Below are 15,511 nucleotides of genomic sequence, written 5' to 3'. Positions count from 1 at the left end.
CGGGGGCAATGTCAGAGCTGACCCTGACGGTCATGCGGCTAGGTTTCCTGGCTGTTCTGTGGCTGTTCGTGATCGTGGCCGTCCAGGTCATCCGCAGCGACCTGTTCGGGACGCGCGTCACGCAGCGCGGCTCACGCCGCACGGCGGACGCCCGTCCCCAGCAGGCGCGTCAGGCCGCTGCCCCGCAGCAGCGCCAGCAGTCGGGCGGCCGCCAGCGCAGGGGGGCGCCCACGAAGCTCGTCGTCTCGGAGGGCAGCCTCACAGGCACCACGGTCGCCCTCCAGGGCCAGACGATCACCCTGGGCCGCGCGCACGACTCCACCATCGTGCTGGACGACGACTACGCCTCCAGCAGGCATGCCAGGATCTATCCCGATCGAGACGGCCAGTGGATCGTCGAGGATCTCGGGTCCACCAATGGCACCTATCTCGACCGGACCCGGCTCACCACCCCGACACCGATTCCGCTGGGCGCGCCGATCCGCATCGGCAAGACCGTCATCGAGCTGCGGAAGTAGTACGACAATGAGCGAGCGGAGCGAGCGAGTCGCAGCGGTCCCCGCGGGCGACCGGCACGGACTCCCGACCGGAGGGTGGGCAGTGTGGCTCGAGACCGGCTGGCGCGACAGTCAAGCGGCGAGCCGACGGGCGAGGTGCGCATGAGTCTTTCTCTGCGTTTCGCCGCCGGATCGCACAAGGGCATGATCCGCGAGGGCAACGAGGACTCCGGTTACGCCGGCCCGCGCCTGCTCGCCATCGCCGACGGCATGGGCGGCCAGGCCGCCGGCGAGGTCGCCTCCTCCGAGGTCATCTCCACGCTCGTCACGCTCGACGACGACGTTCCCGGCTCCGACATCCTCACCTCGCTCGGCAGCGCCGTGCAGCGTGCGAACGACCAGCTCCGGATGATGGTCGAGGAGGACCCCCAGCTCGAGGGCATGGGCACCACGCTGACCGCACTCCTGTGGACCGGTCAGCGCCTCGGCCTCGTCCACGTCGGCGACTCGCGCGCGTATCTGCTGCGCGACGGTGTGCTGACCCAGATCACGCAGGACCACACCTGGGTGCAGCGGCTCGTCGACGAGGGCCGCATCACCGAGGAGGAAGCCACCACCCACCCGCAGCGCTCCCTGCTGATGCGTGCGCTGGGCAGCGGCGACCATGTCGAGCCCGACCTCTCCATCCGCGAGGTCCGGGCCGGCGACCGGTACCTGATCTGCTCCGACGGCCTTTCCGGCGTCGTCTCCCACCAGACGATGGAGGAGACGCTCGCCAGCTACCAGGGCCCCCAGGAGACCGTGCAGGACCTGATCCAGCTCGCCCTGCGAGGCGGCGGCCCCGACAACATCACCTGCATCGTCGCGGACGTCCTCGACACCGACTCCGGGGACACGCTGGCCGCACAGCTGAGCGACATCCCGGTCGTCGTCGGCGCGGTCGCCGAGAACCAGCACCAGCTGAACGACGGCGGCGCCATGCAGACCCCGGCCGGCCGCGCGGCGGGCCTCGGCCGTCCCTCGGCGGCGCAGTCTCCCAGCGGCAGCTTCGGTCCGCCCGGTTCCGGCGAGGGATACGCCGGCATGCCGCCGGAAGGCTCCTTCGGGTCCTTCTCGGACGACGACTTCGTCAAAGCGCGCGGAGGCCGCAAGTGGCTGAAGCGGTCGTTCTTCGTCGCCCTCGCCCTCGCGGTCGTGGGCGGCGGACTGTACGGCGGCTACCGCTGGACCCAGACCCAGTACTACGTCGGCTCGAAGGACGAACACGTCGCGCTCTACCGGGGCATCAGCCAGGACCTGGCGTGGCTCTCGCTCTCGGATGTGGAGAAGGACCACCCCGAGATCGAACTCAAGTACCTACCGCCCTACCAGCGCAAGCAGGTGGAGGCCACGATCACCGAGGACAGCCTCGGCAAGGCCCGGGCCAAGGTCGACGAGCTCGCCCGCCAGGCAACCGCCTGCAAGAAGGACGAGCAGCGCCGCGAGGCGGCCGACCGCGCCAGCACCCCGCCGCCCGGCGAGGGGGAGGCGGACGACGCCGCCGGGACGCCCACCACGCAGACCTCCAAGACCAAGCCGAACGCAGCCGCTCCCTCTCCGGGTCCCACCCTCTCGGAGGAGGAGCAGAAGCTGGCCTCGAACTGCGGCAAGCAGTAACAGGGCCGTAGGGGGCCTTCTCCACCATGAGCGTTGTCACCAACACGACCACGATCGGTGCGATCGACGCACCGAGCCGACGGAACACCGAGCTGATGCTGCTCGGGTTCGCCGTCGCGATTCCGGTGTTCGCGTACCTCAATGTCGGGCTCGCCCTCGACGGCGAGGTGCCGACCGGCATGCTCGGCTACGGCCTCGGCCTCGGTCTGCTCGCCGGCGTCGCCCACCTCGTGGTGCGCAAGTTCGCCAAGTACGCGGACCCGCTGCTGCTGCCGCTGGCGACGCTGCTGAACGGACTGGGCCTGGTGCTGATCTGGCGCCTGGACCAGTCGCCCCGGCTGCTGGCCCGCAGCGACTTCGCGCCGCAGGCCACCAACCAGCTGATGTACTCGGCCGTCGGCATCGCCCTGTTCCTCGGTGTGCTTCTCATGCTGAAGGACCACCGCATCCTGCAGCGCTACACCTACATCTCGATGGCGGCGGCGCTCGTTCTGCTGCTGCTGCCGCTCGTTCCGGGTCTCGGCGCGAACGTCTTCGGCGCGAAGATCTGGATCCGGGTCGGCGGTTTCTCCATCCAGCCGGGCGAGTTCGCGAAGATCATCATCGCCGTCTTCTTCTCCGGCTACCTCATGGTGAAACGGGATGCGCTGGCACTGGCCAGCCGCCGCTTCATGGGTCTCTACCTGCCGCGCGGCCGGGATCTCGGACCGATCCTGACCATCTGGGCCATGAGCCTGCTGGTGCTGATCTTCGAGAACGACCTCGGCACCTCGCTGCTGTTCTTCGGCATGTTCGTGATCATGCTGTACGTCGCCACCGAGCGGACCAGCTGGATCGTCATGGGTCTGCTGATGTCTGCGGGCGGCGCGGTCGTCGTCTCGCAGTTCGCGGGTCACGTCCAGTCCCGCGTGGCCGCCTGGCTCGACCCCTTCGGATGCCTGGAGACCGCCCAGGACCCCAACATGCTCAACGCCTGTGACCAGATGACACAGGTCCTGATGTCCTTCGGCGCCGGAGGGACTCTCGGCACCGGACTGGGGCAGGGCAACTCCGACCTCATCCAGTTCGCCGCCAACTCCGACTTCATCTTCGCCACCGTCGGCGAGGAACTCGGTCTGGCCGGCGTGATGGCCTTCCTGCTGCTGTACGGCCTGCTCATCGAGCGAGGTGTACGCACGGCCCTCGCGGCACGCGACCCGTTCGGCAAGCTGCTGGCGATCGGCCTGTCCGGCGCGTTCGCGTTGCAGGTGTTCGTGGTCGCCGGCGGCGTGATGGGGCTCATCCCGCTGACCGGTATGACCATGCCGTTCCTTGCCGCCGGCGGTTCCTCAGTGATCGCCAACTGGGCACTGATCGGGATCCTGATCCGTATCAGCGACACCGCGCGCCGTCCCGCGCCTGCCCCCGCCCCGTCCCCCGACGCCGAGATGACCCAGGTGGTCCGACCGTGAACAAGCCCCTGCGCCGGATCGCGATCTTCTGCGGAATCCTCGTGCTCGCCTTGTTGCTGCGCGACAACTGGCTCCAGTACGTCCGCGCCGACGAGTTGAACTCGCACAAGCTCAACCGCCGCGTTCAGATCGAGCGCTACTCCTACGAGCGCGGCAACATCATCGTCGACGGCAAGGCCATCACCGGCTCCGTGGAGAGCGGCGACAGGTACTACAAGTACAAGCGGACGTACATCGACGGTCCCATGTGGGCACCGGTGACCGGGTACGCCTCCCAGGCGTACGACGCCAACCAGATCGAGAAGCTCGAGGACGGCATCCTCAGCGGCAACTCCGACCAGCTCTTCTTCGACCGGACCATGTCGATGTTCACCGGCGACAAGAAGAAGGGCGGCAACGTCGTCACCACCCTCAGCGGCAAGGCCCAGGAGGCCGCGTTCAAGGGGCTCGGCGACAAGAAGGGCGCCGTCGCGGCCATCGATCCGAAGACCGGCAAGATCCTCGCCCTCGCCTCCACCCCGTCCTACGACCCCTCGTCCTTCGCCGGCTACTCGGCCAAGGACGAGAAGGCGTGGGTCGCGCTGGAGAAGGACAAGGACAAGCCGAAGCTCAACCGCGCGCTCCGCGAGACCTACCCGCCCGGCTCCACGTTCAAGGTGGTCACCGCCGCCGCGGCACTGGAGTACGGCGAGGTCGACGACATCGACGCCGCGACCGACACCCCGGAGCCGTACATCCTGCCCGGCACCCGCACGCCGATGGTCAACCACGCGAGCGGCTGCGAGAACGCCAGCCTGAACGAGGCCATGCGGGTCTCCTGCAACTCGGTCTTCGCCAAGCTCGGTGACGACGTGAGCCGCGACAAGATGGTCGAGATGGCGGAGAAGTTCGGCTTCAACAACCCGGAGATCGACACCCCGGTCCGCGCCGCCGCCTCCGTCTACGACAAGAACATGAGCCGGGACGGCAACGCGCAGTCCTCCATCGGCCAGTTCAACACCGCGGCCACCCCGCTCCAGATGGCCATGGTCACGGCGGCCATCGCCAACGACGGCCGGCTGATGAAGCCGTACATGGTCGACAAGCTCGTCTCGCCGAACCTGGACGTCATCCAGCACAACGAGCCGGAGGAGATGAGCCGCCCGATCTCGCCGAAGAACGCCCAGCTCCTCCAGCAGATGATGGAGAACGTCGTCGAGAACGGCACCGGCTCCAACGCGGCGATCAGCGGCGTGACGGTCGGCGGCAAGACCGGTACCGCCCAGCACGGCGAGAACAACAGCAAGAACCCCTACGCGTGGTTCATCTCGTACGCCAAGGACGACAACGGGTCCCCCGTCGCCGTCGCTGTCGTCGTCGAGGACAGCAACGCCCGCCGCGACGACATCTCGGGTGGCGGCCTCGCGGCGCCCATCGCCAAGGCCGTGATGAAGGCGGTGCTCGACGAACAGGAGTGACGAGGATCACTCCCGACCCGCATACCTGCACATTGCGATACCGGTCGGGTATCAGCTGCCGCTACCGGGCGGATCAAGCAGTACGTGCCCGGTAGCGTATGCGCGAACAGCACACCGGCGGACCACACACGGGTGCGGTCGGGACTGACGGAGAGGGCTGGAAGGTTATGGAAGAGCCGCGTCGCCTCGGCGGCCGGTACGAACTGGGCTCGGTGCTCGGCCGTGGTGGCATGGCCGAGGTCTACCTCGCCCACGACACCCGGCTCGGCCGCACCGTCGCCGTGAAGACGCTGCGGGCCGACCTGGCCCGCGATCCGTCCTTCCAGGCCCGGTTCCGCCGTGAGGCCCAGTCGGCCGCCTCGCTCAACCACCCGGCGATCGTCGCTGTCTACGACACCGGCGAGGACATGGTGTACGACGGCGCCCCCGGCGGGGGCGCGGGGGTCTCGATCCCGTACATCGTCATGGAGTACGTCGACGGGTCGACCCTGCGTGAGCTGCTCCACTCGGGCCGCAAGCTGCTGCCCGAGCGCACGCTGGAGATGACGATCGGCATCCTCCAGGCGCTGGAGTACTCGCACCGCAACGGCATCGTCCACCGCGACATCAAGCCGGCGAACGTCATGCTGACGCGCACCGGCCAGGTCAAGGTCATGGACTTCGGCATCGCCCGTGCCATGGGCGACTCCGGCATGACCATGACGCAGACCGCGGCGGTCATCGGCACCGCGCAGTACCTCTCCCCGGAACAGGCGAAGGGCGAGCAGGTCGACGCACGCTCCGACCTCTACTCCACCGGCTGCCTCCTCTACGAGCTTCTGACCGTGCGTCCGCCGTTCGTGGGTGACTCCCCGGTGGCCGTGGCGTACCAGCACGTGCGGGAAGAGCCGCAGCCGCCCAGCAACTTCGACCCCGAGATCACGCCCGAGATGGACGCGATCGTGTTGAAGGCCCTGGTCAAGGACCCGGACTACCGCTACCAGTCCGCCGATGAGATGCGCGCCGACATCGAGGCCTGCCTCGACGGCCAGCCGGTCGCGGCGACGGCGGCGATGGGCGCGGTCGGCTACGGCGGCGGCTACGGCCCCGACGACCAGCCGACCACGGCACTGCGCCAGGCCGACCCGGCCGGCCAGACCTCGATGCTCCCGCCGGTGAATCCGGACGACGGCGGCTACGGCGGTTACGACGACCGCCCGGACCGCCGGCGCCAGAAGAAGTCGAACACCTCGACGATCCTGCTGGTGATCGCGGGCATCCTCGTCCTGATCGGCGCGGTGCTCATCGGCCGGTCGGTCTTCGGCGACAGCGCCGGCGGCAACAACGTGCCGGTACCCCAGCTGGTGGGCCTCACCCTGAAGGAGGCCGAGCGACGGGCTGAGAACGCCAAGGTCGAGGTCACCGAGGCGGGAACCGAGCGCTGCGAGCAGCCCAAGGGCAGCATCTGCCGGCAGCTTCCCAGGGACGGCGAGATGGCTCAGGGCGGGACTGTCAACGTCTTCATCTCGGAGGGCGCGCCCAAGGTCAGGGTGCCCGATGTCACCGACAAGGACGTCACCTCGGCGACCGAACTCCTCGAGGAGGACGGCTTCACGGTCGACGTCAAGGAGGTCGAGTCCGCCGAGGAGGACCCGGGCACGGTCCTCGAGCAGGACCCGCCAGGCCGGACCATGGTCGAGAAGGGCACCGAGGTCACGCTGACGGTGGCCAAGCAGGCGAAGCAGGACCTGCCTGACGTGGTGGGCCAGCAGTTCGAGACGGCGAAGAGCCAGCTGGAGATCCTCGAGTTCGAGGTGGTCCGGGTGGACGTCGACTCGCAGCAGCCCGCGAACCAGGTCGTCGGCCAGAACCCGCCGGCCGGCAAGGTCGCCAAGGGCTCCAAGGTCACCCTCCAGGTCTCCAAGGGCCCGCAGCAGACGCAGGTCGCCGTTCCCGCGGAGATCCTGGGCAAGCGGGTGGCCGAGGCCAAGCAGATCCTGGCGCAGGCCGGTTTCACGAACGTCACGATCGCCCCGGGCAACCCTCAGGACGACAACGCCCTCGTGACCGGCTCCAACCCGTCGCCCGGCACTCCCGCCGACCCGACCCAGCCGATCGTCCTCGCGACGTTCGGCGGCGGGGACGGTGGTAACAACGGCGGCAACAACGGCGGCGGCGGCTTCATCGGCGGCGGCGACGGCGACTGAGGTCCTCTCCCCGGAGCAGCGGAAAGCCCCGGCACCCCTGAGGGTGCCGGGGCTTTCCCGTGCCGTACGGGGCTCTAACGCAGCTCGGCCGGAGGCGTCCGCTTCGCGTCCACCTTCTCCGTGCGGTCCAGCTCGCCCCACACGATGTACCGGTAGTCCGAGGTGTAGACCGGCGTGCAGGTCGTCAGCGTGATGTACCGGCCGGGCTTCTTCTTGCCCGACTCCTTCGGGACCGGCTGCAGCACGTCCACGTTGTACTTCGAGGTCTTCGGGAGCGTCTTGTAGACCTTGTAGACGTACCAGGTGTCCTTCGTCTCGAAGACGATCGGGTCGCCGTCACGCAGCTTGTGGATGTTGTGGAACTTGGCGCCGTGGCCGTCGCGGTGCGCGGCCAGGGTGAAGTTGCCCTTGTCGTCCCACGGGAGCGCGGACTTGATCGGCTCGGTGTAGTAGCCGGCGATCCCGTCGTTGAGGGCCTTGGTGTCCGTGCCCTTCTTGACCAGCACCTCGCCGTTGTTCATGGCGGGTACGTGCAGGAAACCGATGCCGTCCTTGGTGTCCAGCGCACCGGGACCGCTGCTCTCCCAGCCGTCGCGCATCCGGTTGCTCTGTGCGGAGGCCTCCCGGTCGGCGAGGACGTTCGTCCACCACAGCGAGTAGGCGACGAAGAGCCCCAGCACCACGCCCGCGGTGATCAGCAGCTCTCCGAGGACACTGATGGCGCCGGCGATCCGGTTTCGTGCACGTGCCACTGCACCTGTTCCTGTCTTGAAGTGTCTGGGCCGACGTCATCAGCTGACGAGTGCGTCGGGTTTTCCCTTGCTGCGCGGCCGTTCCTCGACCATCTTGCCCCACACGATCATGCGGTAGGTACTGGTGAACTCCGGCGTGCAGGTCGTCAGCGTGATGTACCGGCCGGGCCGCGTGAAACCGGACCCCGGCGGCACGGGACCGATCACGCTCACGTTCGACGGCGAGGTCTGCGGCAGGATGCTCGTCATCTCGTACGTGTAATAGGTGTCCTGCGTCTCGACGACGATCGGGTCGCCGGGCTCCAGGTGGTTGATGTAACGGAACGGTTCGCCGTGGGTGTTGCGGTGGCCCGCGACCGCGAAGTTCCCCTGCTTGTCGTGGGGCATCGCGGTCTTGAGCTTGCCCTCGCTGTAGTGGCCCACCATGCCGCGGTCCAGGACGCCGTTCTTGTCGATGCCCTCGGCGATGGGAACCACGACGTCCAGCCGCGGGATGTACATGATGGCGAAGCCCTGGCCCGGCTCGAAGGCATCGGGTTTGCGGCCGCTGGACCACTCGTCCTGGATCTTGTTCGCCGCCTTGTCCGCCTGCTGGCCCGCCAGCACGTTCGTCCACCACAGCTGATACGTGACGAACAGCAGCATCAGCACGCCGAAGGTGATGAACAGTTCGCCGATGGCGCGGCTGGCGATGACGGCCGGACTGTCCTTCGCCGCCTTGGCCGCCCGTCTCGCCTCGACCCGCGACATCGGTTTCGCGGGCCCGGCGGGCTTCTCGGCGACTGCCGGGGCGGGCCGCCTGCGGCCCCTGCCCTTCGCCGCCCGGCGCCGATCGGCCCGGCCGGGCCCCGTCGGCACCTCGGCCGCGCGGCGCGTGTCGGACGTGCGCAGCGCCACCGTCTCGTCGTCGGTGACCGGGGCGGTGGCGGAAACCGCGGGCCCGCGGTCGTCGGCCGCGGTGCCAGGGGGCAGGGTCTCGAAGACGGCGGTCTCCGCCGGGGCCTGCCCGGTCTCGAACAGCTCCGTGTGCGGCGCGGCCTGTTCGGTCCCGGGCACCGTCGGATGCGGTGGGACCGGGGCGTGCGACGGCGTCCGTGGCCCGGCCGGTTCCGGCTCCCGTACGGGCTCGGAGCCGTACCAGTCCTGGCGGTAGCCCTCGCGGTCGTACCAGTCGACCGGCTCCCCTGCCGCCGGCGGCTCCGGGTACGGCAGGGACTGGCTGCTCTCCTGCCCCGCGGGGGCGGCCGGCGTGCGGAACCAGGGGGAAGCGTGCTCGCCCGGGGGCAGGGGGTCCGTCAAGGGGTCGTAGCCGGGCCCTGCCTCGCCCCCGTACCGCCGCCCGTCCCCCTGCTCGTGCTCGTGCCCGGGGCGCACGGCGCTCACGCCAGCGCCTTGCCCACCACCGGTGCGAGCCCTGCCGAACGCCCGACGGCTCCGGCGTCGCCGCACTGCACCAGCCAGTTGGCGAGCATGAGATGGCCGTGCTCGGTCAGGACGGACTCGGGGTGGAACTGCACACCCTCGACGGGCAGTTCACGGTGGCGCAGACCCATGATGATGCCGTCGGCGGTACGGGCGGTCACCTCGAGCTCGGCCGGCAGGTCGGCGGGCTCGGCGGCCAGCGAGTGGTAGCGCGTCGCCGTGAAGGGCGACGGCAGCCCGGCGAAGACGCCCTTGCCCTCGTGGGTGACCAGCGAGGTCTTGCCGTGCAACAGCTGGGGCGCGCGGTCGACCACGCCGCCATAGGCCACCGCCATCGACTGCATGCCCAGGCAGACGCCGAAGACGGGCACGCCCGTGGCCGCGCAGTGGCGGACCATGTCGATGCAGACACCGGCCTGTTCGGGCGCGCCCGGGCCGGGGGAGAGCAGCACGCCGTCGAATCCGTCCTGCGCGTGCTCCAGGGACACCTCGTCGTTGCGCACCACCTCGCACTCGGCGCCGAGCTGGTAGAGGTACTGGACGAGGTTGAAGACGAAGCTGTCGTAGTTGTCGACGACGAGGATGCGTGCGCTCATCGGGCCGCTCCCTCACCGTCGACCGTCACGTCGTTGAACGGGAGCAGCGGCTCCGCCCACGGGAAGACGTACTGGAACAGTACGTAGACGACCGCCAGGACCAGCACGAGCGAGATGAGCGCCCGCACCCATGCGTTCCCCGGCAGATGCCGCCAGATCCAGCCGTACATGCCGTCCCTTTCCGTTCGGTACGGCACCAGACTAAAGGGCGGCGGGGGCCGCGGGGGTCAGCTGTGGAAAGCCCGCGGTTCGCCGTGGGTCACAGGCCGCGTCGCGTCGAGCCGCGCCCAGACGACGAGCCGGTGGCTGCTGCCCCACTCCGGCTCGCACGTGGTCAGCGTCAGATAGCGGCCCGGTCCGTCGAATCCGGCGGCGTCGGCCTCGACCGGATCCGGCACGGGCGCGATGACGCCGATGTCGGTGGGCAGCGTGCGGTAGGGGGCCTTCACGATCCGGTAGGTGAACGCCGTCGTGCCCTCCGTCAGCACGACGGCGTCCCCCGCGCGCAGGCGGGGGAAGTCCTTGAAGGGGTCGCCGTACGTGCGACGGTGGCCGGCGACCGCGAAGTTGCCCGTCTCGCCCAGGGCGGCGGTCCCCGCGTAGTGCCCGAGCCCCTTCTTGAGGACCTCCGTGCCGGTGCCCTCGAGGACCGGCCAGTGCCAGTCCTTCCCGAAGCGCGGGATGTGCATGACCGCGAAGGGCTTCCCGGGCTCGTACTCCTCGGGAGCGGCCGGCCTCGTGCGGTCGGGCGAGGGAGTCGCCACCGGGGCCCCGGCCCAGCTGTCCCGCAGCCGGTCGATCTGTCCTTCCGTCGCGCCCTCGGCCTCGACACCGGTCCAGAAGATCACGTAGAGGACGAACAGCACGATCAACGTGCCCGCGGTGATGCACAGTTCGCTGAAGGTCCGTACCAGCAGCCGCACTTTCACGTGCACCCCCAGGCTCCACCGACCGGGCGGCGCCCTCCGGGCGGCCTGAGCGCTAGCCGGCGGGCTTCGCGTAGTGGAGATCCACTGTGCCCGAGTAACCGGGAAGAGTCACCCGCTCGTCCTCGTCCACTTTCCAGCCGAGGCCGTATGCCTCCACGTACAGCTGGTAGTTCTGGATCGCGGGTGACTTCGCGAGCGCCTTCTTGAGCGCTTCCTGGTCACCGACAGCGGTGATCTTGTAAGGCGGAGAGTAGACGCGCCCCTGGAGGATCAGCGTGTTGCCCACGCACCGTACGGCGCTGGTGGAGATCAGCCGCTGGTCCATGACCCGGATGCCCTGGGCGCCGCCCTGCCACAGCGCGTTGACCACGGCCTGCAGGTCCTGCTGGTGGATGACCAGGTCGTTGGCCTGGGGTTCGGGGTAGCCGGGAGCGGCCTGCGCGTTCGGCGGGGCGTCGTCGAGCGTGACGGTCACGGCCCTGCCGCTCAGCCTCTCGGTGCCCGCGGACTCCTCCAGGGCCTTGAGCCTGGCGTCCTCGGCCTCGGTCGAGCCGTCGTCGCGCTGGGCGAGTGCGTCGACGTCGTCGCGTACGGCCGCGGTGGACTCCTCGAGGTCGCCGTTGTCGGCGCTGCGCTGCTTGATCAGGTCGGAGAGCTTCAGCAGGGAGTCGTCGGTGCGCAGATCCGTGCCCTTGGCGGTGTTGAAGCTCGTGACGAAGATCAGCCCGGCGAGGGCGAAAACGGCAGCCGTGAGCAGCCGGACGGGCCGCCACCTGCTGCGGCGAACCGCCCCTTGCGGGGAGTCGGCAGAATTGCGCAACGTACCCTTATCTCCTTCGGCACCGCGGAAGCACTACGCTAACGGACGCCCGGGGGAGCCGATGGTCCCCCTCGCGCCGGCCCCGGCGCCAGCCACAGTTACCTGCGCGGTCACGCAAGCGCATCGACAGGAGAGTCCCTCGTGCCGAAGTCACGTATCCGCAAGAAGGCCGACTTCACGCCGCCGCCGGCCTCGAAGCAGGCCACGAACATCAAGCTGACCAGCCGTGGCTGGGTCGCGCCGGTGATGCTCGCGCTGTTCCTGATCGGACTCGCCTGGATCGTTCTCTTCTACGTGACCGAGGGCGAGCTGCCGGTCAAGAGCTTCGGCAACTGGAACATCGTCGCGGGCTTCGGCTTCATCGCCGCGGGCTTCGGTGTCTCCACGCAGTGGAAGTAGCGTCCGCGCCGTCGGCCGTCAAGCCCTGCCCTGAGTTATCCACACGGTTGTCCACAGCAGGGGAAAAGGTCAGACGATCTGTGGATAACCCTCCGGACGTTGACGCCGATGTGACTGCTTCGGCCAGGCCGGTGAAGCCAAAGCCCCCTCGCCCCGACCGGGAATTCCCAGGTCAGGGGCGGGGGGCACGCTTGTTCCCCACAGCATGCACAAGATCCGCCACTCGCTGTGGACAACTTTGGGGAAAGATGCCGCCGCGGGTCAGGTGAGCGCGAGGGTCCGCGCCACGACGACCACGAGAGAGGCCAGCAGGACGAGCCCGCACACGCCGAACTGGACCGGGGTGCGCCGCTTGCCCGGCGGGGCGTGGACGAGCCCGTAGGCGAGGGCCGCCCCGGCGATCAGACCGCCGACGTGGGCCTGCCAGGCGATGCCCGGCCAGAAGAAGGTGATCACCAGGTTGATCGCCAGCAGGGCGACGACCGGGCGCATGTCGTAGCGCAGCCGGCGCATGAGGACCATGGTGGCGCCGAGGAGGCCGAAGATCGCGCCGGAGGCCCCCAGCGAACCCTGCCCCGGATCGGCCAGCAGATACGTGAGCGCGCTGCCGGCCAGCCCGGAGATCAGATACAGGGCCAGATACCGGGCGCGGCCGAGAGCCTGCTCGAGCGGACCGCCCAGCCACCACAGACCCAGCATGTTGAACGCGATGTGCCAGATCTCCTGGTGCAGGAACATCGACGTCACGAGGCGGTACCACTCGCCCTCGGCGACGCCCTCGGCGGGCAGGAACGGCGCGGGCGGCCACTGGCCGACCAGGGCAAGCGCGTCCACCAGGCGGTCGTTCACCGCGCCCAGGACGAACACCACGAGGTTGATCGCCAGCAGTACCTTCGTCACCAGGCGCGGATCCGCCGCGACCGTCCCGCCCGCGATCGTGCGCGGCCGGTTCGCGTCGGGCGCGTGGCCCGTGCCCGACCCGGTGCGGACACAGTCCGGGCACTGGAAGCCGACCGAGGCGCTGATCATGCACTCCGTGCAGATCGGACGCTCGCAGCGGGTGCAGCGGATGCCCGTCTCGCGGCCCGGGTGCCGGTAGCAGCCGGGCAGGCCATGGGTGTCCTGCGGCTCCTGCGGACTGCCTGGCGCCTGGTCCATGAGGTCCCCTCGTCTGGTGGGCTCGCGACACCGCCCTGCCCATCCTTACGGACGGACAGGGCGAAAAGGTTCCCGTACGGGAATCCCGCGGGGTCAGCTCTGGCGCTTCTCCACGACGACCGACTCGATGACGACGTCGTTGAGCGGACGGTCGGTGCGCGGGTTGGTCCGGGTGGCCGCGATGGCGTCCACGACCTTCCTGCCGGCGTCGGTCGAGACCTCGCCGAAGATGGTGTGCTTGCGCGTCAGCCACGCGGTCGGCGCCACGGTGATGAAGAACTGCGAGCCGTTGGTGCCCGGGCCGGCGTTGGCCATGGCCAGCAGGTACGGCTTGTCGAAGGCCAGCTCCGGGTGGAACTCGTCGGCGAACTCGTAGCCCGGGCCGCCGGTGCCGTTGCCCAGGGGGTCACCGCCCTGGATCATGAAGCCGCTGATCACCCGGTGGAAGACGGTCCCGTCGTACAGCTTGTCGGTGGACTTCTTACCGGTACCCGGGTGGACCCATTCGCGCTCGCCGGTCGCGAGTTCGACGAAGTTCTTCACCGTCTTGGGGGCGTGGTTCGGCAGAAGCCGGATCTCGATGTCGCCTTGGTTGGTCTTCAGGGTGGCGTAAAGCTGCTCGGCCACGGTCTGCCTTCCGTAAGTCTTCTCTGACGTCCCCCGATCCTCGCACGGCGGGGCGGCGTAGACGGAAAGGCGGCGGGTAGCCGTCGCACAGGCGCGCTTCGGCCCGAACGGTGACATGGACGTCCGCAAGGTCCCGAGATGACCCGGATGCCCGCCCCGCATGCCGGGGGAGCGCTCAACAGGCATGATTTTCAATCGGGTGGAAAGGCGGAACTTTGCCCAACTGGGGACAAACCCCAGGCCCACCAGAACGCCACCGAGGAGGAGGATCCCGTGACCCGCATGGACAGCGTGCGCGCCGCGACCGGTACGGCGAAGGAGAGCGTGCTGCACGCCGCGGAAGTGGTGGCGCCCTACGCCGGCACGGCCAAGGACCAGGCCACGCTCTATGCGCGCGAAGCCCGCGTACGGCTCGCGCCAAAAGTCTCCAAGGCCGCTGCTCAGGCCCGTGTTCAGTACGGCGCGCGTGTGGCGCCGCATGTGCCGCCCAAGGTCGACCGGGCCGCGCACCGGGCTGCTGTACAGGCCCGGAGGGCCGCGCGTCAGGCGGCTGACTACACCGTTCCGCGTGTCGGGCACGCGATGGCCGTCGCCCAGCCCGTGGGGGCGGAGGCCGCGGCCCGTTCTGCTGCCGCTCTGGCCGCTCTGCGCGGACAGGTGACGGCGAAGGAGATCAGGAAGCTTGTGAGGAAGCACGAACGGCGGTCCAGGGCCGGACGTGTCTTCAAGGGTGTCGCGGTGGTGGGCGTACTGGCCGGCGGCGCCTTCGCCGCCTGGAAGTGGTGGGACAAGCAGGCGAACCCGGACTGGCTGGTGGAACCGCCCGCAGCCACGGAGGCCCCGCTGTCGTCCGTCGACGGCAGTACCCCGTCCGATCTCGATCCCGAGGTCCGGATGAAGCAGGACGATGCGGAGTCGGCGGACCGCGACGAGAATCGCTGAACGTGTCCCGTCCTCGTGGGCGGTGGCGCCGGGAGAGAAGGACGCTCCCGGCGCCTCACGCCGCTACGGCGTAGGACGAACGGGCCGGAGCGGCGGCCGGGGCACCGGTCGCGGGGCGTGCGGTGAGCGTCGTGCGGGCCGTCCGCCGGGAGCCGGCCGGGTGCGCCGCGTCGGCGGGGGCGGCGGCGGAGGAGACCGCCGGCGTGGCATCGGCCTCGGTCATGTCGGCAGCCTCAGCTTCGAGCGCGCGCAGGTGCCTGGTGGCCGGGGAGGCGCCATGGGCCTCGGCGCCGATGCGCTGCTTCATCGTGGGCGGCAGCGACCGGCCCCGGGCTGTGGGAAGCCAGCGTGTCGTGGCCGCCCTCCTCTTCTGCGCCGGCAGGACGGCGACGGAGGCCTGCGGACGGGCCTTCACCGGCTCGTCGGGCGTCCGGGCGGCGGGCTGCGACGCGGCAGCGGCGGCGGTGGTGAGCCCCACCGAGGCAAGCAGTGCGAAGAACGCGGTGAGGAACGCGGTCCACAGATTCCTGACCTTGAAGGCGGCCATGACCCCTCGCTTTCGGGTTGAGCGCTTTACATACCTTTCTCATGATGTGTACGCATCTCGAGGAGTGTGGGA

The 15,511-nt window shown here is 69.4% G+C and carries 15 protein-coding genes and 1 pseudogene; 7 read left to right on the top strand and 9 right to left on the bottom strand.

Translation table 11 applies throughout. The features are described from left to right. Positions 1 to 8 precede the first annotated feature (8 nt). The 5 genes from AB0K02_RS25950 (at position 9) to pknB (ending at position 7,247) form a co-directional block, all read left to right on the top strand. On the top strand, positions 9 to 518 hold the full coding sequence (locus AB0K02_RS25950; RefSeq protein WP_365994922.1) for an FHA domain-containing protein: 510 nt from the start codon (positions 9 to 11) through the stop codon (positions 516 to 518). Between the two features lie 141 nt (positions 519 to 659). Then, entirely contained in the window at positions 660 to 2,153 is a 1,494-nt protein-coding gene (locus tag AB0K02_RS25945; protein WP_365994921.1) for a Stp1/IreP family PP2C-type Ser/Thr phosphatase, read from the top strand. Positions 2,154 to 2,179: 26 nt separating this feature from the next. Further along, on the top strand, positions 2,180 to 3,604 hold the full coding sequence (locus AB0K02_RS25940) for an FtsW/RodA/SpoVE family cell cycle protein (protein ID WP_365994920.1): 1,425 nt from the start codon (positions 2,180 to 2,182) through the stop codon (positions 3,602 to 3,604). After that, a complete protein-coding gene (locus AB0K02_RS25935; protein ID WP_365994919.1) occupies positions 3,601 to 5,061 on the top strand; it encodes a penicillin-binding transpeptidase domain-containing protein in 1,461 nt (486 codons plus the stop codon). The genes AB0K02_RS25940 and AB0K02_RS25935 overlap by 4 nt, the downstream gene beginning before the upstream one ends. Before the next feature lie 167 nt (positions 5,062 to 5,228). Then, positions 5,229 to 7,247 carry a Stk1 family PASTA domain-containing Ser/Thr kinase gene (gene pknB, locus AB0K02_RS25930; RefSeq protein WP_365994918.1) on the top strand — a complete coding sequence of 673 codons (2,019 nt, stop codon included), beginning with the start codon at positions 5,229 to 5,231 and terminating at the stop codon, positions 7,245 to 7,247. 74 nt (positions 7,248 to 7,321) lie between these two features. Here the strand turns inward: pknB and AB0K02_RS25925 are convergent, their stop codons facing one another. Genes AB0K02_RS25925 through AB0K02_RS25900 form a run of 6 tightly spaced genes read right to left on the bottom strand, consistent with a single transcriptional unit; the run spans position 7,322 to position 11,766 of the window. After that, on the bottom strand, positions 7,322 to 7,999 hold the full coding sequence (locus AB0K02_RS25925) for a class E sortase (protein WP_365994917.1): 678 nt from the start codon (positions 7,997 to 7,999) through the stop codon (positions 7,322 to 7,324). 39 nt (positions 8,000 to 8,038) lie between these two features. Beyond that, positions 8,039 to 9,382, bottom strand: coding sequence for a class E sortase (locus AB0K02_RS25920; RefSeq protein WP_365994916.1), 1,344 nt, complete (start codon positions 9,380 to 9,382; stop codon positions 8,039 to 8,041). Continuing rightward, a complete protein-coding gene (locus tag AB0K02_RS25915; RefSeq protein ID WP_365994915.1) occupies positions 9,379 to 10,017 on the bottom strand; it encodes an aminodeoxychorismate/anthranilate synthase component II in 639 nt (212 codons plus the stop codon). The genes AB0K02_RS25920 and AB0K02_RS25915 overlap by 4 nt, the downstream gene beginning before the upstream one ends. Beyond that, entirely contained in the window at positions 10,014 to 10,214 is a 201-nt protein-coding gene (locus AB0K02_RS25910; RefSeq protein WP_307717988.1) for a hypothetical protein, read from the bottom strand. The genes AB0K02_RS25915 and AB0K02_RS25910 overlap by 4 nt, the downstream gene beginning before the upstream one ends. 30 nt (positions 10,215 to 10,244) lie before the next feature. Then, positions 10,245 to 10,946 (bottom strand): class E sortase, encoded by a 702-nt coding sequence (locus AB0K02_RS25905; RefSeq protein WP_365994946.1) that lies wholly within the window; start codon positions 10,944 to 10,946, stop codon positions 10,245 to 10,247. A gap of 52 nt (positions 10,947 to 10,998) precedes the next feature. Continuing rightward, entirely contained in the window at positions 10,999 to 11,766 is a 768-nt protein-coding gene (locus tag AB0K02_RS25900) for a DUF881 domain-containing protein (protein ID WP_365994914.1), read from the bottom strand. Between the two features lie 141 nt (positions 11,767 to 11,907). Between AB0K02_RS25900 and crgA the strand changes: the two genes are divergently transcribed. After that, complete coding sequence (gene crgA, locus AB0K02_RS25895; RefSeq protein ID WP_365994913.1) at positions 11,908 to 12,165, top strand: cell division protein CrgA; 258 nt, start codon at positions 11,908 to 11,910, stop codon at positions 12,163 to 12,165. 261 nt (positions 12,166 to 12,426) lie between these two features. Here the strand turns inward: crgA and AB0K02_RS25890 are convergent, their stop codons facing one another. Both AB0K02_RS25890 and AB0K02_RS25885 read right to left on the bottom strand, forming a co-directional pair. Continuing rightward, positions 12,427 to 13,323: a rhomboid family intramembrane serine protease gene (locus AB0K02_RS25890; RefSeq protein ID WP_365994912.1), complete on the bottom strand. Its 897-nt coding sequence runs from the start codon at positions 13,321 to 13,323 to the stop codon at positions 12,427 to 12,429. Positions 13,324 to 13,416: 93 nt separating this feature from the next. Further along, complete coding sequence (locus tag AB0K02_RS25885; RefSeq protein ID WP_365994911.1) at positions 13,417 to 13,950, bottom strand: peptidylprolyl isomerase; 534 nt, start codon at positions 13,948 to 13,950, stop codon at positions 13,417 to 13,419. Positions 13,951 to 14,223: 273 nt separating this feature from the next. Between AB0K02_RS25885 and AB0K02_RS25880 the strand changes: the two genes are divergently transcribed. Then, positions 14,224 to 14,892: a DUF5324 family protein gene (locus tag AB0K02_RS25880; protein ID WP_365994910.1), complete on the top strand. Its 669-nt coding sequence runs from the start codon at positions 14,224 to 14,226 to the stop codon at positions 14,890 to 14,892. A 226-nt stretch (positions 14,893 to 15,118) separates the two neighbouring features. Here AB0K02_RS25880 and AB0K02_RS25875 read toward each other — a convergent pair. Then, positions 15,119 to 15,439: pseudogene (locus tag AB0K02_RS25875) on the bottom strand (DUF6344 domain-containing protein); the annotation flags it as partial. Positions 15,440 to 15,511 lie beyond the last annotated feature (72 nt).

Source organism: Streptomyces sp. NPDC049597 (assembly GCF_040675505.1).
Lineage (GTDB): Bacteria > Actinomycetota > Actinomycetes > Streptomycetales > Streptomycetaceae > Streptomyces.
This window is presented reverse-complemented; position numbering and strand designations above follow the sequence as displayed.